The sequence below is a fragment of the Variovorax sp. Soil_C_33 genome (assembly GCF_057656935.1).
The window spans coordinates 105572-126625 of record NZ_JBDGJK010000018.1; the positions used below are offsets into that span (position 1 = coordinate 105572).

The 21054-nt window shown below is 69.7% G+C and carries 16 protein-coding genes and 1 pseudogene; 8 read left to right on the forward strand and 9 right to left on the reverse strand.

The genetic code is table 11. The features are described from left to right. Positions 1–69: 69 nt before the first annotated feature. The 5 genes from AC3A6B_RS24280 to AC3A6B_RS24300 form a co-directional block, all read right to left on the reverse strand. Positions 70–819, reverse strand: coding sequence for a glutamine amidotransferase (locus AC3A6B_RS24280; RefSeq protein WP_487839205.1), 750 nt, complete (start codon positions 817–819; stop codon positions 70–72). Positions 820–827: 8 nt separating this feature from the next. Beyond that, positions 828–2249 (reverse strand): GTPase/DUF3482 domain-containing protein, encoded by a 1422-nt coding sequence (locus AC3A6B_RS24285; protein WP_487839206.1) that lies wholly within the window; start codon positions 2247–2249, stop codon positions 828–830. Between the two features lie 2 nt (positions 2250–2251). Next, positions 2252–3631, reverse strand: coding sequence for a DUF2868 domain-containing protein (locus AC3A6B_RS24290; RefSeq protein WP_487839207.1), 1380 nt, complete (start codon positions 3629–3631; stop codon positions 2252–2254). Positions 3632–3929: 298 nt separating this feature from the next. Then, a complete protein-coding gene (locus AC3A6B_RS24295) occupies positions 3930–5768 on the reverse strand; it encodes an ABC transporter ATP-binding protein (protein ID WP_487839208.1) in 1839 nt (612 codons plus the stop codon). Positions 5769–5831: 63 nt separating this feature from the next. After that, a complete protein-coding gene (locus AC3A6B_RS24300; protein ID WP_487839209.1) occupies positions 5832–6719 on the reverse strand; it encodes a LysR family transcriptional regulator in 888 nt (295 codons plus the stop codon). 79 nt (positions 6720–6798) lie between these two features. Between AC3A6B_RS24300 and AC3A6B_RS24305 the strand changes: the two genes are divergently transcribed. Both AC3A6B_RS24305 and AC3A6B_RS24310 read left to right on the forward strand, forming a co-directional pair. Then, a complete protein-coding gene (locus AC3A6B_RS24305) occupies positions 6799–7623 on the forward strand; it encodes a DODA-type extradiol aromatic ring-opening family dioxygenase (protein WP_487839210.1) in 825 nt (274 codons plus the stop codon). 66 nt (positions 7624–7689) lie between these two features. Continuing rightward, the gene (locus tag AC3A6B_RS24310; protein WP_487839211.1) at positions 7690–8532 is read left to right on the forward strand and encodes an alpha/beta fold hydrolase; all 843 of its coding nucleotides are present in this window, start codon (positions 7690–7692) and stop codon (positions 8530–8532) included. Here AC3A6B_RS24310 and AC3A6B_RS24315 read toward each other — a convergent pair. Both AC3A6B_RS24315 and AC3A6B_RS24320 read right to left on the reverse strand, forming a co-directional pair. Continuing rightward, on the reverse strand, positions 8529–9350 hold the full coding sequence (locus tag AC3A6B_RS24315; protein WP_487839212.1) for an aldo/keto reductase: 822 nt from the start codon (positions 9348–9350) through the stop codon (positions 8529–8531). The genes AC3A6B_RS24310 and AC3A6B_RS24315 overlap by 4 nt on opposite strands. A 3-nt stretch (positions 9351–9353) precedes the next feature. Then, the gene (locus AC3A6B_RS24320) at positions 9354–9767 is read right to left on the reverse strand and encodes a helix-turn-helix domain-containing protein (RefSeq protein ID WP_487839213.1); all 414 of its coding nucleotides are present in this window, start codon (positions 9765–9767) and stop codon (positions 9354–9356) included. 120 nt (positions 9768–9887) lie between these two features. On the opposite strand from AC3A6B_RS24320, the gene imuA reads away from it, so the two are divergent. The 4 genes and pseudogenes from imuA to AC3A6B_RS24340 all read left to right on the forward strand — a co-directional run. Continuing rightward, entirely contained in the window at positions 9888–10688 is an 801-nt protein-coding gene (gene imuA, locus AC3A6B_RS24325; RefSeq protein WP_487839214.1) for a translesion DNA synthesis-associated protein ImuA, read from the forward strand. Then, entirely contained in the window at positions 10657–11976 is a 1320-nt protein-coding gene (locus AC3A6B_RS24330; protein WP_487839215.1) for a Y-family DNA polymerase, read from the forward strand. The genes imuA and AC3A6B_RS24330 overlap by 32 nt, the downstream gene beginning before the upstream one ends. Further along, on the forward strand, positions 11969–15289 hold the full coding sequence (locus AC3A6B_RS24335) for an error-prone DNA polymerase (protein WP_487839216.1): 3321 nt from the start codon (positions 11969–11971) through the stop codon (positions 15287–15289). The genes AC3A6B_RS24330 and AC3A6B_RS24335 overlap by 8 nt, the downstream gene beginning before the upstream one ends. 51 nt (positions 15290–15340) lie before the next feature. After that, positions 15341–15889 (forward strand): annotated as a pseudogene (locus tag AC3A6B_RS24340) (NnrU family protein); the annotation flags it as partial. A 53-nt stretch (positions 15890–15942) separates the two neighbouring features. Here the strand turns inward: AC3A6B_RS24340 and AC3A6B_RS24345 are convergent. Next, positions 15943–16428 (reverse strand): SixA phosphatase family protein, encoded by a 486-nt coding sequence (locus AC3A6B_RS24345; RefSeq protein ID WP_487839217.1) that lies wholly within the window; start codon positions 16426–16428, stop codon positions 15943–15945. Between the two features lie 83 nt (positions 16429–16511). Between AC3A6B_RS24345 and AC3A6B_RS24350 the strand changes: the two genes are divergently transcribed. Together AC3A6B_RS24350 and fusA are read left to right on the forward strand one after the other, a co-directional pair. Further along, entirely contained in the window at positions 16512–17345 is an 834-nt protein-coding gene (locus AC3A6B_RS24350; RefSeq protein ID WP_487839218.1) for a hypothetical protein, read from the forward strand. A 93-nt stretch (positions 17346–17438) separates the two neighbouring features. After that, positions 17439–19499, forward strand: a complete 2061-nt coding sequence (gene fusA / locus AC3A6B_RS24355) for an elongation factor G (protein WP_487839219.1) — start codon at positions 17439–17441, stop codon at positions 19497–19499. 3 nt (positions 19500–19502) lie between these two features. Here fusA and AC3A6B_RS24360 read toward each other — a convergent pair whose 3' ends face one another. Next, positions 19503–21035 carry an amidase gene (locus AC3A6B_RS24360; protein WP_487839220.1) on the reverse strand — a complete coding sequence of 511 codons (1533 nt, stop codon included), beginning with the start codon at positions 21033–21035 and terminating at the stop codon, positions 19503–19505. Positions 21036–21054 lie beyond the last annotated feature (19 nt).

Genomic DNA, 21054 nt, shown 5'->3' on the forward strand with positions numbered 1-21054 from the left:
AGCTGCGCTGCACCTTAGCGCAACCGCGGGGGGCTTTCTGTAGTCGCAATCCGATGCCGGGCCCCGCGATCAGGCGGGCGTACGCGCACCGACGTCATGTTCTTCCGCGATGCGGGCGAAGCGGCCGAGCAGTTGCGCCGCCGTCGCGGTGCCGGCGACGCGCTCGCGCAGCGCGGCCGGGTCGATGCCATTGGCCTGCAACTCGCCGGCCATGCGCTCGATGTAGCCGCGCATGACCTCGGCATCGAATTCGGGATGGAACTGCACGCCCCAGGCGCGCCGCCCGACGCGGAAGGCCTGGTGGGGTTCGAAGGCGTTGCCGGCGAGCAGCACGGCGCCTTCAGGCAGCCGCAGCGCGCGTTGCCAATGCACCACATGCGCGTCGAAGCGCGCGGGCAGGCCGTGCAGCAACGGGTCGTCCGCTGCCGCGTCGGCCAGCGCGATCTCGACGGTGCCGATCTCCAGGCCGCCCGGGTGATTGCCGGTCTCGCCGCCCAACGCATGCGCCAGCAACTGGTGGCCGAAGCAGATGCCCAAGACCGGCGTGCCGCGGGCGACCAGTTGCGCCATCCAGGCGCCGGTGGCTTCGCTCCAGGGCTCGCGGTGCGAGACCATCGCATGCGAGCCGGTTACGATGGCGCCGGAGATCCGTTCGGGTGGCGGCAGCGTGTCGCCGCGGCGCGGATCGAGCACCACCATCGGCAGCCGCGTGGCGCCGAGGCCGGCCGCGACCCAGTGCTCGAAGTCGCCGTGGACTTCGCGCAGCGCGTCGAAGGTCTCGCCGAGCTTGATGATCGCGAGGGGGCGGGTGTCTTGCATCTCCGAGATCATGCCGCAGCCGGCGCGAGCTTCTCGATGGCGAGCACGGCGCGCTCCGCGACGCGGGCCACCACATCCTGGCGCTGCGGCGCCTCGCGCCAGCGCAGGCGGGCGCCGCTTTCCCAGTCGGGGTGGCTGCGTGCCGGCTGGGCGGCGCGCACCAGTTCGGCCAGCGGGCGCTGCGCCGCTTCGGTGGCGGCCGTCACCGTGCCGGCGGCGATGCGGTCGACGGCCGCATGGCCGCGCTGCTCCAGCGCGCGCAGGAGCTTCAACTGCCAGGCCGCGATCACGAACAGCACGCGGTCTTCCACCGTGAGCTCGTGCACGTCGCGCAGCTTGTTGGCGAGCTTGCGGCCCAGCGGCCCCAGGCCCTGCGAGACCGCACCGCCGATGGCGCCGCCCAGCGCCGCACCCGCGCCGAGCGAGAGGCCGTGGAGCGCGAGGTCGGCCATCACGCCGACCGCCGCGCCGACGGCCACGCCCTTGCCGAGCAGGACGCCGGCATCCTTCAGCGCCTCGGGGTGGAAGAAGTCCATGGTCCAGCGGCCTTCCACCAGCGGCAGCGGCGCCTCGTCGGCATCGCCTTCGCGGAAGCCGTAGAGCGCGAGCAGGTCGTCGGCACAGCGCTGGGCCTTGTCGAACACGTCCTTCTGCAGCGCGGCGATCAGCCGCTGGCGGCTGCTTTCGATGGCGAATTCGACGGCCGACACGTTGCGGCGCAGCGCGGCCGCGTCGACCAGCAGCTCTGCGATGCGCGTCGCCGCGGCCTGCCGCCGGCTGGCGAACTCGGCTTCGAGGAAGGCGGCCACGCCGTCGAGCTGCGCGCGCCGGTCGCGCAGCAAGGTGGCGAGGTCGCGGTAGAGCTCGCGCTCGGCGCCGACGAAGGGCGCGGCCGCATCGAAGCGCACCACCACGTGCAGGCCGTAGGCCGAGAGCAGTTCCTTCCAGGCGGGTTCGCGGTTGGCCGCGTCGCGCACGAAGTTGAGCACCGGCAGCACCGGCCGCGCGCAGGCGTTGAGCAGCTCGATCTCGGCGCGGAACTTGGGCAGCACCGGCTCGCGCGCATCGATCACCAGGAAGGCGGCATCGACCTCGAGCAGGGCGCGCAGCACCTTGGCTTCCTGCTCGAAGACGCCATGCGCTTCGGGGCCCTGGAGGAAGCGGCGCACGCGCTCGGGCGGCGTGAGTTCCTTGTCGTCGAAGGCGGCCAGGTGCTCGCGCAGCGCGACCGCGTCTTCCAGGCCCGGCGTGTCGAGAAAACGCACCGCGGCGCGGCCGTTCACCAGCAGCTCGACGGCTTCGACGTGGCGCGTGGTGCCGGGCTGCTGCGATACCTCGCCGAAGTTCACGCGCCGCGTCAGCGTGCGCAAGAGCGAGGTCTTGCCGGCATTGGTGTGGCCGACGACGGCGATGCGGATGGGTTCCGTCATCGTCATGCCCATCCGCGCAAGGCGGCTTCCGGCGTATCGCTGGCGGCGATGCGCTCCAGGCCGGTGGCCGACAGCCAGGCGTGCCAGCGGTCGCGCGTTTCCTGCAGCTGGCCGTCCAGCAGCCACAGCCGGCATTCGCTGCTGAGCGACGCCACTTCGCGCAGGAAGCGCTCGGTGCCGCGGTCGGGGCTGGAAGCCGCGTTGCAGCCGACCAGCACGCGGCGCGGCCGCACCCGGGCCAGCGTGTCGAGCAGATCGCGCCGCGCGCCGGCGCTGCCGTCGATGCGCAGCACCTGCGCGCCCGTCCCGTCGAGCGCGGCCGGCGGCCAGGGCAGCTCGTCCGGCAGCTCGAAGCCGATGGCCATCAGCGTGTCGGCGGTCTCGCCCGCGGCCAGGCTGGTGGCAGCGCCGTGCAGCAGGCGGCCAGCGTCGGCATCGACGATCTGCCGTGGCGCCATGGCTTCGAAGCGCGCCAGCAGCCGGCGGTGGTAGGGCTGCGAGAGATCGGGCGCGAGCGCCTTCCTGCGCGCCTGCCAGACCAGCGCGCAGACGAGCGCGAAGAACAGACGCGGCAGCAGCCCGTAGACCACGATGCAGCCGGTGAGCCACAGCGCCCAGGCGCGCTGGCCGGCCGCGGCGGCCAGCGGCGACAGCACGGCCTGCGCATCCGGCACCGGAAAGCCCAGCCGGGCCGGCGCCGCCCCGAGCAGCTGCACGCCGCGCACGAAGAAGGCCGGGTCGAGGATGGTCGTCTCCCAGGTCAACGTGTAGTTGCGAAAGGCCAGCGCAAAGAGCAGGGCGGCGAGCACCACCGCGAAGGAGAGCGACCAGATCGCGTGGCTCACGAAGCCCAGCGCCCAGGGCAGCAGGCGCGCGCGGGCCAAGAGGCGCGTGGCAGCCCGCAGCAGGATCGGCGCCTGGCCGCGCCTGCCGCCGGCCACGCGGGCCGTGAGCGCCAGCCACAGCCAGCCGAAGGAGGCGTTGAAGGCGCCCAGCGGCACCAGCAATCCGAACAGCCACAGCAGCAGGGTCAGGAGGTGCAGGCCCAGCAGGCTGGCGAGCGCCACCACCACGTTGATGCTGCGCGCGCTGCCGCCGACCACGCTGCCGGCGAGCGTGAGGCCGGCCGCGACGATCAGCGTGACCAGCGCCAGCAGCACCCACGGCGCCCAGGCGCGGGCGCGTTCCAGTTCGTTCAGCAGGCCGATGCGCCGGCCGAGGAGGCGTGCGCGTTCGATGATCCGGCCACCGCCGTCGGGCCGCACCGCCATGGCCTCGCGCATCGCTTGCGCGTCATCGAGCGGACCGGCCTCTTCGACCAGTTGCACGGCTTCGGTGATCGTCGCATCCTGAAAATCAAAGCGCTGCGCTGCGGGGTTCAACGGCTTCCTTCAAAGAGAGCGCGAAATTATGCCCGGCGCCCCTGGCCGGCCGCCCCATGAAAAACGGGGCCGCGATGGCCCCGGAATCCGCGCCCGCGAAAGGGCGCAGACAGGAAGATGGTGTTTGCTCAGCGAAGGCCGAAGAAGGACAGCACGGCGACCACGACCACGACCAACCCGACGATGTAGATGATGGAATTCACGGCGAAGACTCCTCTTGTTGAAGACGGTTCCAGGGTGACAGGCACAGGATTTCAAGCTGTAGTCGGCTGTCTGCGGGCCCTGTAGGACTCGCGAGTCACTCGTCGTCGCCGTCCCCCAGGAAGCCGCCGCTCTGGTGCGCCCACAGCCGCGCATAGAGCCCGCCCTGCGCGAGCAGCGACTTGTGATCGCCCTGTTCGACCACGCGGCCCTCGTCGAGCACGATCAGCCGGTCCATGGCCGCGATGGTGGAGAGTCGGTGCGCGATCGCGATCACGGTCTTGCCTTCCATCAGCCGGTACAGGCTGGCCTGGATCGCGGCCTCGACCTCGGAGTCGAGCGCGCTGGTGGCTTCATCGAGCAGCAGGATCGGCGCGTCCTTCAGCATCACGCGCGCGATCGCGACGCGCTGGCGCTGGCCGCCGGAGAGCTTGACGCCGCGCTCGCCCACGTGCGCCTCGTAGCCGCGGCGGCCGTTCGGGTCGCCCAGCGTCTGGATGAAGTCGTGCGCCTCGGCGCGTTCGGCCGCCGCGCGGATCGCCGCCGCGCTCGCATCGGGGCGGCCGTAGGCGATGTTGTCGGCCACCGAGCGGTGCATCAGCGAGGTGTCCTGCGTGACCATGCCGATGTGGGCACGCAGCGAATCCTGCGTGACGTGCGCGATGTCCTGGCCGTCGATCAGGATGCGGCCGCTTTCCAGATCGTGGAAGCGCAGCAGCAGGTTGACCAGCGTCGACTTGCCGGCGCCCGAGCGGCCGACCAAGCCGATCTTCTCGCCGGGCGCAACGGTGAGCGTGAGGTCGTCGATCACGCGGCGGCCGCCGTCGGCGTAGCGGAAGCTCGCGTGATCGAAGCGCACTTCGCCACGCGGAACGGCAAGCACGGCGGCACCGGGCGCATCGAGCACGGTGCGCGGCCGCGACAGCGTCTTCATGCCGTCCTGCACCGTGCCGATGTTCTCGAACAGGCTGGTCATCTCCCACATGATCCAGTGCGACATGCCTTGCAGGCGCAGCGCCATCGCGGTCGCCGCGGCCACCGCGCCGACGCCGACCGCGCCCTGCGACCACAGCCACAGCCCCATGCCGGCCATGCCGGCGGTCAGGCCCATGCTGAGCGTGTGGTTGGCGATCTCGAAGGCGCTCACCAGCCGCATCTGGCCGTAGCCGGTGGTCATGAATTCCTTCATCGCCGCGCGCGCGAAGCCGGCCTCGCGCTGGGTGTGCGAGAACAGCTTGACGGTGGCGATGTTGGTGTAGGCGTCGGTCACGCGGCCGGTCATCATGGCGCGCGCATCGGCCTGCGCCTTGCCGATCTTGCCGAGCCGCGGCACGAAGAAGACGAGCATGGCGATGTAGAGCGTGAGCCAGATCACGAAGGGCAGCATCAGCTGCGCATCGAGCACGGCCGCGAGCACGATCATGGTCGCGACGTAGACGCCCATGGCCACCAGCACGTCGGCCAGCACGAACACGGTTTCGCGCACCGCCAGCGCGGTCTGCATCACCTTGGCCGTGATGCGGCCCGCGAACTCGTCCTGGTAGAAGGCCATGCTCTGGCCCAGCATCAGGCGGTGGAAGTTCCAGCGCAGCCGCATCGGCAGGTTGACCGCCAGCGTCTGGTGCTTGAGCACGGTCTGCAGCGCCACCACCGCGATGCTGGCGACCAGCGCCGCGGCCAGCCACATCAGCGTGTCGCCGCGCTCTTCCCACAGCCGGGCCGGCACTTGGCCGCCGAGCCAGTCGACGATGCGACCGAGCATCGCGAACAGCAGCGCCTCGAAGGCCGACATCGCGGCCGTGAACAGCGCCATGGCGAGGATCTTGCCGCGCAGGCCTTCGGTGCAGGCCCAGAGAAAGGCGAAGAAGCCGAGTGGCGGCAGTGCGGGTTCGGCGGGGGGATAGGGATGAAGCAGTTTTTCGAAGTAGCGGAACAAGGCGGGCTGTCTCCAGTGAGGCGCCACTGTAACGGCGGGCCCGCCTCTGCGCATGCGCAAGGCCTATCGCACCGACAAGCACTCTCCCAGAAAGTCGATGAAGCTGCGCATCTTGGGCGCCATGTACTGGCGACTGGTGTAGACCGCGAACAGGGTCACGGCCGGCGCGGTGTACTCGGGCACCAGGCGCACCAGCCGTCCGGCAGCCAGGTCGTCATCGATGAGCCACTCGGGCAGGAAGGCCATGCCCATGCCCGCGCGCACCGCATGCAGCGTGAGGGTGGTGTCGTCGGACTTCATCACCGGCTGCAGCCGAAGCGGCACCTGCCGCCCGCCCGGGCCCTTGAGTGCGAGCCCCTCGATGTTGACGTAGCTCGGCACGATGGCGCCGAGCTTCGCCAGGTCGGCCGGCACGGCAGGCAGCCCGGCGCGCGCGAGGTAGTCGGCCGCGGCGACCAGGTGGAACTGCAGGCGGACGAGCGGCCGCGCGATCAGCGCCGGCGAGGGCTCCTGCGTCGCACGCAGCGCGAGGTCGTAGCCGTCGGCCGCGAGATCGACCTTGCGGTTCTCCAGATGCATGTCGACCAGCACTTCCGGAAAGCGCTCGCGGTAGTCCGCCAGCACGCTGGCGATGCGCGGCGTGGCGCACCACACGGGCGCGCTGACCTTGAGCTGGCCGCGCGGCGCCTCGTTCTTCTGGCCGATCGCGGCCTCGGCCGCGTCGAGCAGGTCGAGCGCGCGCCGGCTCTGCTCGTACCAGGCCTGGCCTGCTTCGGTGAGGCTCAGGTGCCGGCTCGAGCGGTGCAGCAGGCGCGCGCCGAGCGACTTCTCGAGCTGCGCCACGTGCTTGCTGGCCATCGGCGCCGAGACGCCGAGCCGCTCGGCCGCGGCGACGAAGCTGCCGGATTCGACGACGTCGCGAAACACGCGCAGGCTGGTCAGCCGGTCCATGGTTGATTTCCTTAAGAGAAACGATTAGATGAATCCTAGGTTATCGATTTCTCGAAGGGAAATCTCTAGACTGGCACTCATGACCACGCAAACCCTCCCCACCTATTTCATCTCCCACGGCGGCGGCCCCTGGCCGTGGATGAAAAAGGAGATGGGCAACGCCTACGCCCAGCTCGAGGCCGCGCTGGCCGATATGCCGCGCCAGATCGGCCGCCGGCCCGACACCATCCTGATGATCTCTGCGCACTGGGAAGCGCCGGCCTTCACCGTGATGGGCAACCCCAAGCCGCCCATGATCTACGACTACGGCGGCTTCCCCGAGCACACTTACCACGTGCACTACGACGCGCCCGGTTCGCCCGAGCTCGCACGCCGCGTGCAGGGGTTGATCGAGGCCGCCGGACTGCCCGCGAGCCTGGATGCGGAACGCGGTTTCGACCACGGCATGTTCTCGCCGATGGCCGCGATCTATCCGCAGGCGGACGTGCCGGTGGTGCAGCTCTCTCTCAGGCGCGGCCTCGATCCGGCCGAGCACCTGGCGCTGGGCCGCGCGCTGGCGCCGCTGCGCGACGAGAACGTGCTGATCGTCGGCAGCGGCCTGAGCTATCACAACCTGCGTAATTTCGGTCCGCAGGCGCACGAGCCCTCGAAGGCCTTCGACGACTGGCTGGCCGCGACCGTGGATGCGGCGCCGGCGCAGCGGGTCGAGCGCCTGCTCGACTGGTCGCAGGCGCCCGCGGCCCGCATCGCGCACCCGCGCGAGGAGCACCTGATCCCGCTGATGGTCGCGGTCGGCGCCGCCGAGCAGGATGCCGGCAAGCGCATCTACCACGAGGATGCGTTCATGGGCGGCATCGCGGTGTCGAGCTACCGCTTCGGCGCGGCGGCCGGCGACACGGCCTGATCGACGCCGCCTGATCGACGCCGGCACAATGTGCCGGTGCCATCAGACCTCCACACTTTCGACCCCATGGCCGATGCCCAGGCGCACCGGCTGATTGCGCGCACCGACGCGCTGTCCGTTCATCACGATGCCCTGCACGAGGGCCTGCGCGTGCGCTGGCGCCGCTTCGGCGACGGCCCGCCGCTGGTGCTGCTGCATGGCGGCCATGGCAGCTGGATGCACTGGCTGCGCAACATCGAGGCGCTCGCGGCCGCGCACACGTTGTGGCTGCCCGACATGCCGGGCTTCAACGAGTCCGACACGCCGCCGCGGCCCGCGCCGGGCCAGGAGGCCTTGGGGCCCTCGCTCGATGCGATGGTCGCCACGCTCGACGGCCTGATCGGCGCCGGGACCGAGATCGACCTCGGCGGCTTTTCCTTCGGCGGCCTGGTGGCGGCGAAGTTTGCGCTCCGGCGCGGCGGCATCCAGCGCCTGGCCCTGATGGGCAGCGGCGGGCACGGGACGATGCGCCGCATGACGGCCGAGATGATCAACTGGCGCGCCGCCAAGGACCGCGAGGAGGAGCGCGCCGCGCTGCTGCACAACCTGCGCGCGCTGATGCTGCGCGAGCCCGCCGCCATCGACGCACTCGCCTTTGCCATCCACGACATCTCCTGTCACGGCACGCGCTTTCGCAGCAAGGAGGTTTCGATGGCGGGCGGGCTGCAGGCCGCGCTCGACGCGCTCGGCGGGCCGCAGCTGCTGCTCTGGGGCGAACACGACGTGACGGCCGATTCGCGGCCGCTGGTTGCGCAGCTCACCGCTGGCCATCCGCAGCGCGAGGGCGCGGTGGTCGACGGCGCCGGCCACTGGGTGCAGTACGAGCGCGCGGCGGAGGTGAATGCGCTGCTGCTGCGCTTCTTCGCCTAGAGCTGTAGCGAGGCCGCGTTGCGCCGCCAGAAGGCGGCATCCGGAAAGCTGCCCGCAGCGGCCGCCGCGTTGTCCGCCATGTGCTCGGGCCGGCTGGTGCCGGGGATGGTGCAGGTCACGGCCGGATGGCTCAGCACGAACTTGAGCAGCAGCTGCGCCCAGCTTGCGCAGCCGATCTCGGCGGCCCAGCCGGGCAGGGGCTTGCCGCGCAGCCGGCGCATGAGGCCGCCGCCGCCGAACGGCATGTTGGCGATGACCGCGACGCCGCGCTCGGCGGCGAGCGGCAGCAGGCGTTGCTCCGCTTCACGCGCATCGAGCGAGTAGTTGATCTGCAGGAAGTCGAGCTGCTCGGCCCGCAGCACGGCCTCGACTTCCGGGTAGGCCGACGAGGTGTAGTGCGTGATGCCGATGTGGCGCACGCGGCCCTGGTCCTTCCAGCCCCGCAGGGTCTCGAGATGCGTGCGGCAGTCGACCAGGTTGTGCACCTGCATCAGGTCGATGCGCTCGGTGCGCAGGCGTTGGAAGGACTGCGCCATCTGCGCGATGCCGGCCTCGCGGCCGCTGGTCCAGACCTTGGTCGCGAGGAAGGCCTGGTCGCGCTGTTTTGCCGCGGCCAGCAGCTCGCCGGTCACGGCCTCGGCGCGGCCGTACATCGGCGAGCTGTCGATCACCGTGCCGCCGGCCGCGAACAGCGCATCGAGCACGCCGAGCAGGCGCCGGTGCTCGGCACTGCCGGCGGCGACATCGAAGCCCATCCAGGTGCCGCAGCCGATGACGGGGAGGGCTTCCTGGGTGGAGGGGATGGGGCGGGTGATCATGCTTCAGGCGAGCGTCAGCTCGACGTGCACGCGGCGTCCGATGGCGGTCGCGATATTGACCAGCGCGTCGAGCGAAAAGCGGGATACGCGGCCTCGCAGCAAGTCGTTCATGCGCGGCTGCGTGATGCCGCAGTGCGTGGCGGCTTGTGTTTGAGTCCAGCCATTTGCTTGCACGATGGCCGCGATTTTTTGCATCAGCTCTGCGCGTGTGCGGAGATTGGCTGCCTGCTCGGGCGTGTCGGCTATCGCATCCCAGACGCTGGCGTAAGTGGTGGTGCTCATTGGATAAACGTCCGCGCTGCGCGCTGCGGTATTTGCCTTGGGAACGGCCCGGCGGTCACCGGCATCTTGTTGGGCATCCGGCGGAAATTCCTTCAAGCATTTGAGGGCATCGCCCAGAAAGCGGATCGGCTTCATGAGTATATTCAAATGGATATAGATCGATCAAGCGTGTCTTGAAGGCGCGCGGAGGGCAGGGATTAAAAAATCCTGAGACGACCCAAGAATACTGTATAAAAATACAGTTATTCGACCATCATGGGCCTCCCTTCCTTCGACTCCTTTTCCTCCTCTGCGCGCCACAAGGTCTGGCGCGGGGACGAGCTGGGCCTGGCCGATGGGCAGGTCGTCGGCACCGGCCATGCGGTGCTCGATGCGCAGCTGCCCGGCGGCGGCTGGCCGGTGGGCGCGATGACCGAGCTGCTGCAATCCGCGCCCGAGTCCCATGCCTGGCAACTGCTGCTGCCTGCGCTGGCGCAGGCCGTGCAGGGCGGCACCGGCCCGGTCGCGTTGATCGGGGCGCCGCAGGAACCCTTCGGACCGGCGCTTGCGGCGCAAGGCTTGCCGGTGGAGGCGCTGCTGTGGGTGCGCTGCGAGGCATCGGCCGCGCGGCTCTGGGCCTGCGAACAAGCGCTGCGCTGCGCCGACATGGCCGCCGTGCTGGCCTGGCTGCCGCAGGCGCGCGTGGGCGAGCTGCGGCGGTTGCAGCTTGCGGCGGCGCAGCACGATGCGCTGCTGTTCGTGTTCCGCCCCGAGACGGCGGCCCAGATGACTTCACCGGCGCGGCTGCGCCTGCGGTTGGCGAGCTGCGAGGAAAACAGCGCGCAGCTCGACGTCCACATCCTCAAGCGCCGCGGCCCGCCGCTGGCCTTGCCCATCCAGCTGCCGGCGCGCAGCGAGCGCATGGCGGCGCTGCTCGCGGCCAGCCAGCTCAGGCGCAAGCTGCGGCGGCAGCAGGAGGGCGTGTTGCAACCGATGGCCGAGGGCGCGACCGTGGTTCGCCTCGGTCTCCACCAGGAGAAAGGCCATGCACTGGATCGCATTGCGCTGGCCGCCTGAGCTCCTCTTCGATACCGCGCTGCCGATGCCGCCCCCCGAGGCGCTCGGCTGGTGGGCCTTGCAGTTCACGCCGCGCGTCGCCTGGGTCGACGACGAGGCGCTGCTGCTCGAAGTCTCGGCCTGCGAGCGGCTGTGGGGCGGGCGCCTGTCGCTGATGCGCGAGCTGGCGCGGACCAATCCCGCGCCGGTGCCCGTGCAGCGGGCGCAGGGCGCGACCAGCCGGATCGCGCTTGCGCGGCTGCGCATGTTCGCGCGCGGCGAAGAGCCGCCCGCTGACACCCCTTCCGACCTGCCGCTCGACACCTTGAGCGCGGCGCGCGACCACCTCGACGTGCTGGCGCACCTGGGCTGCCGCACCTGGGGCGAGGTGGCGGCACTGCCGCGCGGCGGGCTCACGCGCCGCTTCGGCAAGGAACTGCGCGAAGCGCTCGATGCCGCTTATGGATTGAAGCCCGAAAGCCATGCCTGGCTCACGCTGCCCGACGTGTTCGAGCAGAAGCTGGAACTCCCCGCGCTGGCCGAAGGCGCGCCCGAGCTCATGTGGTCGGCCAACCGCCTGCTCAGCGCGCTGCAGATCTGGCTCGCCGCTCGCCAGCGCGGCGCGGTGGCGCTCGAGCTGCAATGGACGCTGGACCTCCGGCGCTTCAATGGCGTCGACCTGCCGCCGCACCAGCAGGTCACGGTGCGCACGGCCGAGCCCACGCAGGACATGGCGCACCTGCGCCGCCTGCTGGCCGAACGGCTCGCGCTCACGACGCTGGCCGCGCCCGCCAGCTGGCTGCGCCTGCGCTCGATCGAGACCACGCCCTGGGCCGGCGCCAGCACCAGCTTTCTGCCGGAAGACAACCGCAAGGGCGACAAGCTGCACGAGCTGGTCGAGCGGCTCAGTGCGCGGCTGGGTGCGCAGCAGGTGCTGCGTGCGGCCGCGCAGGCCGACCATCGGCCGGAATGCAAGCAGGTGTGGAAACCGGCATTGCACAAGGCGCGCGCAGATGCCTCGCCGCCACCTGCTGCGCAGCCCGATGCGCTGTACCCGGCCTGGCTGCTGCGCGAACCCTTGCGGCTGGAGATGGAAGGCGAGCGCCCGTGCTACCAGGGTCGCCTGCGCAAGCTGGTCGGGCCGCAGCGGGTGGAGGCCGGCTGGTGGGGCGAGGGCCAGCCGGCGGTGCGCGACTACTACATCGCGGAAAGCCCGAAGGCCGGCCTGGTGTGGATCTATCGCGAGCGGCCTTCATCCTGCTTCACTTCCGAGGCTTCGCGCTGGTACCTGCAGGGGATCTATGCCTGAACTCAGCGACAAGCAGATGCAGAAGCGCACACGGGCCTCGGCCACGGTGCATGCGCTGCCGTGGCGGTCGCAGCCCGAGCCGCTGCGGGCGCCGGCCTTGCCCTCCTATGCCGAGCTGCACTGCATCACGAACTTCAGCTTTCAGCGCGGCGCATCGCACCCCGAAGAGCTGGTTCAGCGCGCCTACGACCTCGGCTACGAGGCGCTCGCCATCACCGACGAATGTTCGGTGGCCGGCGTGGTGCGCGCGCACGAGGGGCTCAGGGAATACCTCGAGACGCTGGCCCCCTCGGAGCGGCATCCGTTCCGGCTGCTGTTCGGCAGCGAGTTCCTGTTCGAGCGCTTCAAATTGGTGGCGATCGCGCACGACCTCGAAGGCTGGGGCAATCTCTGCGAGTTCATCACCGCGGCGCGCACCACGGCGCCCAAGGGCACGTACCGCGTGAGCTGGGAAGGCAGCGATGTGGCCTCGCTGCGCGATTGCGAAATCCTTTTCGTGCCGCTGCGCACGCCGGGCGCCATGCCCGATGTCGCAGCGCTTTGCGCCGATGTGGCGGAGGCTGCGCGTCTTTTCGAAGAGCATCTCTGGATCGCGGTCGAGCTTGCGAACGAGCTCGACGACGACCTCTGGCTCGCCGCCTTGCAGCAGGCGAGTGCACGGACCGGCGTGCCGCTGGCGGCGGCCGGCGACGTGCACATGCACGTGCGTTCGCGCAAGCCGCTGCAGGACGTGATTACCGCCGTGCGCGAAGGCAAGCCGGTGGCCGAGTGCGGCTTTGCGTTGCAGTCCAATGCCGAGCGGCACCTGCGCTCGCGCCTGCGCCTGGCCGAGCTCTATCCGGCCGAGCTGCTTGCCAACACGCTCGAAGTCGCGCGGCGCTGCAGCTTCGACCTCGAGGTGATCCGCGAGCACTACAAGTACCCCCTCGAGAACGTGGCGGGCGGCGAGACGCCGGCCCAGACGCTGGTGCGCAAGACCTGGGAGGGCGCACGGGACAAGTACCCGCACGGCATTCCGGACAAGGTGCGAACGCAGGTCGAGCACGAACTCGAGCTGATCCTCGACTTGCATTACGAGATGTTCTTCCTCACGGTCGAGGACATCGTTCGCTTTGCCAGGCAAGAAAAAATCCTCTGCCAGGGCCGCGGCTCGTCGGCCAATTCCGCCGTCTGCTTCTGCCTCGGCATCACCGCCATCGACCCCGATACCGGCAACCTGCTGTTCGAACGTTTCTTGAGCCGCGAGCGCCGCGAGCCGCCCGACATCGACGTCGACTTCGAGCACCAGCGGCGCGAGGAGGTGATCCAGTACATCTACAAGAAATACGGCCGCGACCGCGCCGCCATCGCCGCGGTCGTGATCTGCTACCGCTCGCGCAGCGCGCTGCGCGACGTGGGCAAGGCGCTGGGCATCGATTTGCGCCTCGTCGACGAGTTCGCCAAGGACCACTACTGGTTCGACCATGTGGTGCTCGACCAGCGCCTCGCGGAAGCGATGGAGCGCTCGGGCGTGCAGGAAGACATGCGGAAGCTGCATCAATGGATCGAGCTCACGCAGCAGCTGCGTGGCTTTCCGCGCCACCTGAGCCAGCACGTGGGCGGCTTCGTGCTCACGCAGAGCAAGCTGACGCGCCTGGTGCCGGTCGAGAACGCGTCGATGAAGGACCGCTCCGTCATCCAGTGGGAAAAGGACGATCTCGAGGCCATGGGCATGCTCAAGGTCGACGTGCTGGCGCTCGGCATGCTGAGCGCGATCCGGCGCGCGCTGGCCATGGTCAACGGCTGGCGCGGCACGGCGCTGCAGATGCACCAGATACCGAACGACGACGAGGCCGTGTTCGACATGGTCTGCGATGCCGACACCATCGGCGTGTTCCAGATCGAGAGCCGGGCGCAGATGTCGATGCTGCCGCGCCTCAGGCCACGCACCTACTACGACCTCGTGATCGAAGTCGCGATCGTGCGGCCCGGGCCGATCCAGGGCGGCATGGTGCATCCCTATCTGAAGAACCGCGAGAAAGTCCGCAAGGGCGGCGAGGTCGAGTATCGCTATCCCGATCTCATTCCCGCGCTCGGCCGCACGCTCGGCGTGCCGATCTTCCAGGAACAGGTGATGCAGATCGCGATGATCGCGGCGAAGTTCACGCCCGACGAGGCAGACCGCCTGCGCCGTTCGATGGCCGCCTGGAAGCGCAAGGGCGGGGTCGAGAAGTTCTACGAGCGGCTGGTCGGGGGCATGGTCAAGTACGGCTACGACCGCGAATTTGCCGAGGCCATCTTCAAGCAGGTCCAGGGCTTCGGCGAATACGGCTTCCCCGAAAGCCATGCCGCGAGCTTCGCGCTGCTGGTGATCGTGAGCAGCTGGCTCAAGCTGCACGAGCCCGCCTGTTTCCTGGCCGCGATGCTCGACTCGCAGCCCATGGGCTTCTACTCGCCTTCGCAGCTGGTGCAGGATGCGCGGCGCCATGGCGTCGAGGTGCGGCCGGTGGATGTGACTGCGAGCGAGCTCGATTGCACGCTCGAGAAGGCGGCTGCTCTTCCATCGGAGCTGTCCCCGCGCTTCGCCGCGCGCCTCGGCCAACCCGGCCAGCCGGCGGTACGCCTCGGCTTGCGCCGTGTCATGAGCCTCAGCGAGGCCGGCGCCCAACGCATCGTCGAAGCCCGCGCCCAGGCCGCCTTCGCCAGCACCGAAGACCTGGCCCTGCGCGCCGAACTCGACGCCAAGGACATGGCGGCGCTCGCGGCGGCCGATGCATTGATCACGCTCTCGGGCCACCGCCGCCAGCAGGTGTGGGACGCCACCGCGCAGCGCCGCGCGCCGGCGCTGCTCAAGGGCGTGCCCATCCACGAAGCGGCCCTGCAGCTGCCCCTTGCGCCCGAGGGCGAGGAGATCGTGGGCGACTACGCCTCGCTAGGCTTCACGCTGCGCCGCCATCCGCTGGCGCTGCTGCGCCCGCGGCTCGCGCGCATGCGGCTCTCGAGCGCCGAGCAGTTGCGCGACCTGCCGAGCGGCCGGACCGTGCGCGCCTGCGGCATCGTGATGGGACGCCAGCGCCCGCAGACCGCCAAGGACACCATCTTCGTCACGCTCGAGGACGAAACCGGCAACGTCAACGTGATCGTCTGGAGCCACGTGGTCGAGGCCTGGCGCGAGCCGCTGCTCAAGTCGCACCTGCTCGCGGTGCAGGGCACCTGGCAGCGCGACGTGGACAGCGGCGGCGAGGTGCGGCACCTGGTGGCCACCGGCTTCAAGGACCTCACGCCGCTGCTGGGCCGGCTGGCCATGAGCAACAAGAGCCGCGATTTCCACTGACAATCGTTCAACGGCCATTGGGGCCAGCAGCGCCGCCTGGAGGTTGTTCCCATGTCTCTTCTTGTCGTTGGCCTCATCCTGTTCCTCGGCATTCATTCGGTGTCCATCGTCGCGCCCGCCTGGCGCGACGCGCAGATCGCACGGCGCGGCGAGCGGCTCTGGAAAGGCATGTACGCCCTGGCCTCGCTTGCCGGCCTGCTGTTGCTCATCTATGGCTATGGCGTCGCTCGCCAGGCGCCGGTGGTGCTTTACACGCCGCCGCCCGCGCTGCGGCATGTCGTGCTGCTGTTGATGCTGCCGGTGTTTCCTCTGCTGTTCGCGGCCTACCTGCCCGGGCGCATCCAGCGAACGGTCAAGCACCCCATGCTGCTTGCCGTGATGTTCTGGGCGGCGTCGCACCTGCTGGGCAATGGCACGCTGGCCGACGTGTTGCTGTTCGGGGCTTTCCTCGTCTGGGCAGTGGCCGACTGGATCTCCGTCCAACGCCGCGCCGTCCCACGCAGCGCGCCTGGTGCCCCGCCGGGTGCTCTGAATGACTTGGGGGCGCTCGCGGGCGGCTTGGCGGTGTATGCCGGCTTCCTGTTTGGGGCACACCGTTGGCTGACTGGGTGTCGCTGCTCGCTTAGGGCCTTAACAGGCCCTAGCCGGCAGAACTACTTCTTCGGCGCGTCCAGCTTCGCCTTCGCCGGATCGAGTTCCGCGACATCCGCCCATGCCTTGGCATCGAAGCGGAACTCGGCGATGGCGCAGGTGGGCATGTCGGCGATGTCGCTCGACAGCCGGTGCGCGAGCTCGGCGAACTCGGGGTTGTGGCCGAAGAGCATCACGCTGTCCAGCTTGTCGTCGAGTGCGCAAATGACGGCGAGCAAGTCGTCCGGGCTGCTGGCGTAGAGCCGCTCATCGACGACGATGTTCTTGCGTGCATAGCCGATCTCGTCGGCGATGAGTTGCGCCGTCGTCAAGGCACGCAGCGCCGGGCTCGACACCAGCAGATCGGGCTTCACGCCGCGCTTGCTCAGGCGCTTGCCCATCCTGGGCGCGTCATCGAGGCCGCGATCGTTCAATGGCCGCTCCCTGTCGGGCAGGGACGGATCGTCGCGGCTCGACTTGGCATGCCGCGCCAGAAACAAGGTTTTCATGGTCAGCTTTTCATCGTGAGGAATATTGTCGGCTGTTGCCTGAAGTGGTGGAAAATTTCTCTCGAGCTACCTGGAGTTCCGCCATGGATGTGCCGTCGCTCTCACCTCGCGAACGCGGATTGCTGATCCTGTTCGCCTTGCTGTGGGTGTGCGCCATCGTCGCGCCCGCGCTGCCGACGCCCGAACTGGCCGCCGCGGCCCTTGCGGACAACCGTGCCTGGCACGGGCTCCCGAACGCGATGGACGTGCTGAGCAATCTGCCTTTCGCGGCGATCGGCATCTGGGGCCTGCTCCGGCTGCGCCGGCTCGACCGGGCTCGCAAGGACGCACAAGACATCATGCCGGGCCCGCAGCCCGCGAGCCAGCTCCCCGACAACGCGCTCAATTGCGCCTGGATGTTCTTCGCGGGGCTGGTCCTCACCACCGCGGGGTCGGCCTTCTATCACCTGCAGCCCGACGGCCTGCGGCTGGCCGCAGACCGTGCCGGCATGGCGGTCGCGTTCGCCGGCATCCTGGGCGTCGCGATCTGCGAGCGGGTGAGCGCGCGTGCGGGCTGGCCGGCGGCCTGGTTCACGCTGGCCGGAGGGCTGTTGGCAGTGGGCGTCCATCACGAAACCGGGAACGTGCTGCCGTGGGCACTGGTCCAGTACGGCGGAATGGCGCTGGTCCTGGCGCTGGCGCTCGCCAAGCCGGTGAGCGGCGCCCTCGGGGTCAAGCTGGGCTGGGTGATCTTCTTCTATGGCCTGGCCAAGCTGTTCGAGTTGTCGGACCACGCGATCTATGAGGCGACTCAGCAGCTGGTATCGGGCCACACCCTCAAGCATCTGACGGCGGCGCTCGCGGCCCTGCCCGTGCTGCATGCCTTGGGAAGGCAGGCCGCGCGACACCCTGGGGGCGAAGCGATCGCCACGCCGTAGCTGCCCCGCTTGCGCCGGGCCGGTCAATCCCGTACGCTGGGTCGGCAGAGGCAAGCACGCGAACCCACGCTTCCGGGCGTAAGGAGACCACCCATGCCAAGCCGATCGAACGGCCTCGCGGCCGAAATGGAGACGGTGCGCACACTGGCACTCGTCGGGGCCTCGGCCTCGGGCAAGACCACCCTGGCCGAGGCCTTGCTGCACAAGGCAGGCGCCATCGGCGCGCCGGGCAGCATCGAGCGGGGCAGCACCGTCAGCGACCACGATCCGATCGAGCGGCGCATGCAGCATTCGCTCAACGCATCGGTGATGCACCTGACGCATGCCGGCACGCGCATCCACTTCATCGACACGCCCGGCGGCCCCGACTTCCTCGGCCAGAGCCTGCCGGCGCTGGAGGCGGTCGAAACGGCGGCGGTGGTCATCAATGCCGCCACCGGCATCGAACCGATGGCGGTTCGCATGATGGAGTACGCGGCCTCGCGCCACCTCGCCCGCATGATCATCGTCAACAAGATCGACTCGCAGGGCGTCTCGCTGGCGGGCCTGCTGGCCGACATCCAGGCCACCTTCGGCCGCGAGTGCCTGCCGCTGAACCTGCCCGACGGGGTGGGCCGGCAGGTGGTGGACTGCTTCTTCAACCGCTTCGGGCAGTCCGACTTCGGCCCCGTCGAAGCGGCGCACCGCGCGCTGGTCGAGCAGGTGGTCGAGGTCGACGCGGCCTTCGTCGACCGCTATCTCGAAGAGGGCGATGTGGATCCGGCCGAGCTGCACGCGCCGCTCGAGCAGGCGCTGCGCGAAGGCCACCTGATCCCGGTGTGCTTCGTCTCGTCGCGCAGCGGCGCCGGCGTGGCCGAGCTTCTGGACGTGATCGTCAAGCTCCTGCCCGATCCGACCGAGGCCAACCCGCCGAACTTCATCGTCGGCGAGGGCGCAGAGGCCAAGCCCATGGAGGCCAGGCCCGACCCTTCGCTGCACGTGCTGGCGCACGTGTTCAAGGTCACGGTCGACCCCTATGTCGGAAAGATGGGCATCTTTCGCGTGCACCAGGGCACGCTCACCCGCGACAGCCAGCTCTACATCGGCGACGGGCGCAAGCCCTTCAAGGTGGGCCACCTGTTCCTTCTGCAGGGCAAGGACCATGTGGAGGTGTCGCGCGTGCTGCCGGGCGACATCGCGGCCGTGGCCAAGGTCGACGAGATCCATTTCGACGCCGTGCTGCACGACGCGGCCGAGGACGACCGGGTCCATCTCGCGCCGCTGGAATTCCCGATCCCGGTGCACGGGCTGGCAATTGAGCCCAAGCGGCACGGCGACGAGCAGCGCATGTGGGAGATCCTCGGCAAGCTGGTCGACGAGGATCCCTGCCTGCGGCTGGAGCATGTGGTGGTCACCAACGAGACCATCGTCTACGGCCTGGGCGAGCTGCACCTGCGCGTGCTGCTCGAGCGGCTGCGCGAGGTCTACCGCTTCGAGGTCAACACGCGGCCGCCGCGCATCGCCTACCGCGAGACCGTGACGGTGCCGGCCGAGGGCCACCACCGCCACAAGAAGCAGACCGGCGGCGCCGGCCAGTTCGGCGAGGTGTTCCTGCGCATCGAGCCGCTGCCGCGCGGTTCCGGCTTCGAGTTTGCCGACGAGGTGCGCGGCGGAACCATTCCGAGCCAGTTCATCCCCGCGGTCGAGAAGGGCGTGCGCGAGGTGCTGGATCGCGGCGCGATCGCCGGCTACCCGGTGGTCGACGTGCGCGTGGTGGTCTACGACGGCAAGCACCACAGCGTCGACAGCAAGGACATCGCCTTCGCCACCGCAGGCCGCAAGGCCTTCATCGCGGCCATCCAGGCGGCGCGCGCGATCGTGCTGGAGCCGGTGGTGCAGATCGACATCGCCGCGCCGGACACGGCGATCGGCGACGTCACGGGCGACCTGTCGGGGCGCCGCGGCCTGGTCACGGGCACCTCCAACGGCTCGGCAGGTACGGTGCTGATCCGGGGGCAGGTGCCGCTGTCGGAGCTGTCAGGCTACCAGTCGCGGCTCAACGCGCTGACCAGCGGGCAGGGGCGCTACACCATCGAGCTCTCGCACTACGAGGCGGTGCCGCCGGCGCTGCAGCAGACGCTGATGGGGCAGCATCGGGTGCGCGACGAGGAGTGACGCTCAAACCGCGGCCTGGCCCCCGGTTGAGGCGGATGGCATCGCGGCGTCGAAGATCGGCGGATGCGTGACGATCGATTTCAACTCGGGCACGGGCTTCGCGAGGCGAGCGAGGTCCGGCTGCGGCCGCTGCGTTTCGGGCATGCGCGCGAACGCGGCTTCCATCGCATGCGAGATCGACAGCAGTTCGGCATCGCCGCGGAAGCGGCCGATGAGCTGAAGGCCGAAGGGCATGCCGCCCGCGTCCACGCCGCAGGGCAGCGCGAGGGCCGGGTTGGTGGCCAGCGTCACGACGTAGGTCAGGCCCAGCCAGTGGTAGTAGTTGCGCAGCTTCTGGCCGTTGATCTGGTCGAGGTAGGGCAGCGTCCAGGCGAAGGGCGACACCGGCGTGGTCGGCGACAGGATCAGGTCGAAATCCTCGTAGAGCGCCTGGAACGAACGGAAGATGCGCGTCTGCTCCAGGTGCGCCCAGGTGGCGTCGGCCATCGTCATGTTCGCGCCGATCTCGTAGTTGGCCCGCACGTTGGGGCCGAGCGAGTCCGGGTCGGCCTCGTAGGCCTCGCGGAAGGCCGCGACGAAGCTCGCGGCACGGACCACGTCGAAGCAGCGGTCGGCTTCGCCCATGTCGGGCCGCACCTCGTCGACGCTTCGGAACAGGTGGCGGATCGTTGCGATGCGCTGGCGGAACAGCGTGCGGATGCCGTCGTCCACCGGACAGACGCCGAAGTCCTCGGTGTAGCCGACGCGCAGCGAAGCCAGGTCCGCGGGCGCGAGCCGCGTGAACGTGCGGCCGTCTACCGCGTAGGTGAGCGGGTCGCAGGCATGCTGGCCGACCGAGGCGCCGAACTGCAGGCAGGTGTCGGCCACGGTGCGGCCCATCGGTCCGATCACCGAGATCGGCGTCCAGCCGAGTTGCCGCCGTTCCACCGGCACCAGGCCCGGCGAGGGGCGGAAGCCGACCACGCCGCACAGTGCCGCGGGAATGCGCAGCGAGCCGCCAGTGTCGGAGCCGGTGGCGACCGGCAGCATGCCGGTGGCGAGCGCAGCGGCCGAGCCGCCCGATGAACCGCCCGCGTTGCGCATCGGATCGAAGGGATTGCCGGTGGCGCCCCAGACCGGGTTGCGCGTGTTGGCGCCGGCGCCCATCTCCGGCACGTTGGTCTTGCCGACCACGATGGCGCCCGCGGCGCGCAAGCGTGCGACGAGCGCGTGGTCACGCGCGGGCACCTGGCCGCGGAAGCGCGGCGATCCGTAGGTGGTCAGCAGGCCGCCGGTGTCTTCCAGGTCCTTGATGCCGATGGGCAGGCCGTGCAGGCTGCCGAGCGCTTCGCCGCGCAGCACGTGCGCCTCGGCGCGGGCGGCCTCTTCGCGCGCGCGCTCGAAGCAGGTGGCGGTGAGCGCGTTGACGGCCGGGTTCAGCGCCTCGATGCGCGCGATGCTGGCCTCCAGCACCTCGACGGGCGAGACCTCGCGGCTGCCGATCATGCGGCGCAATTCGACGGCGGACTGGTCGGCAAGGGTGTGGCTGGATGGCATGGATGTGCGAGGCCCAAAA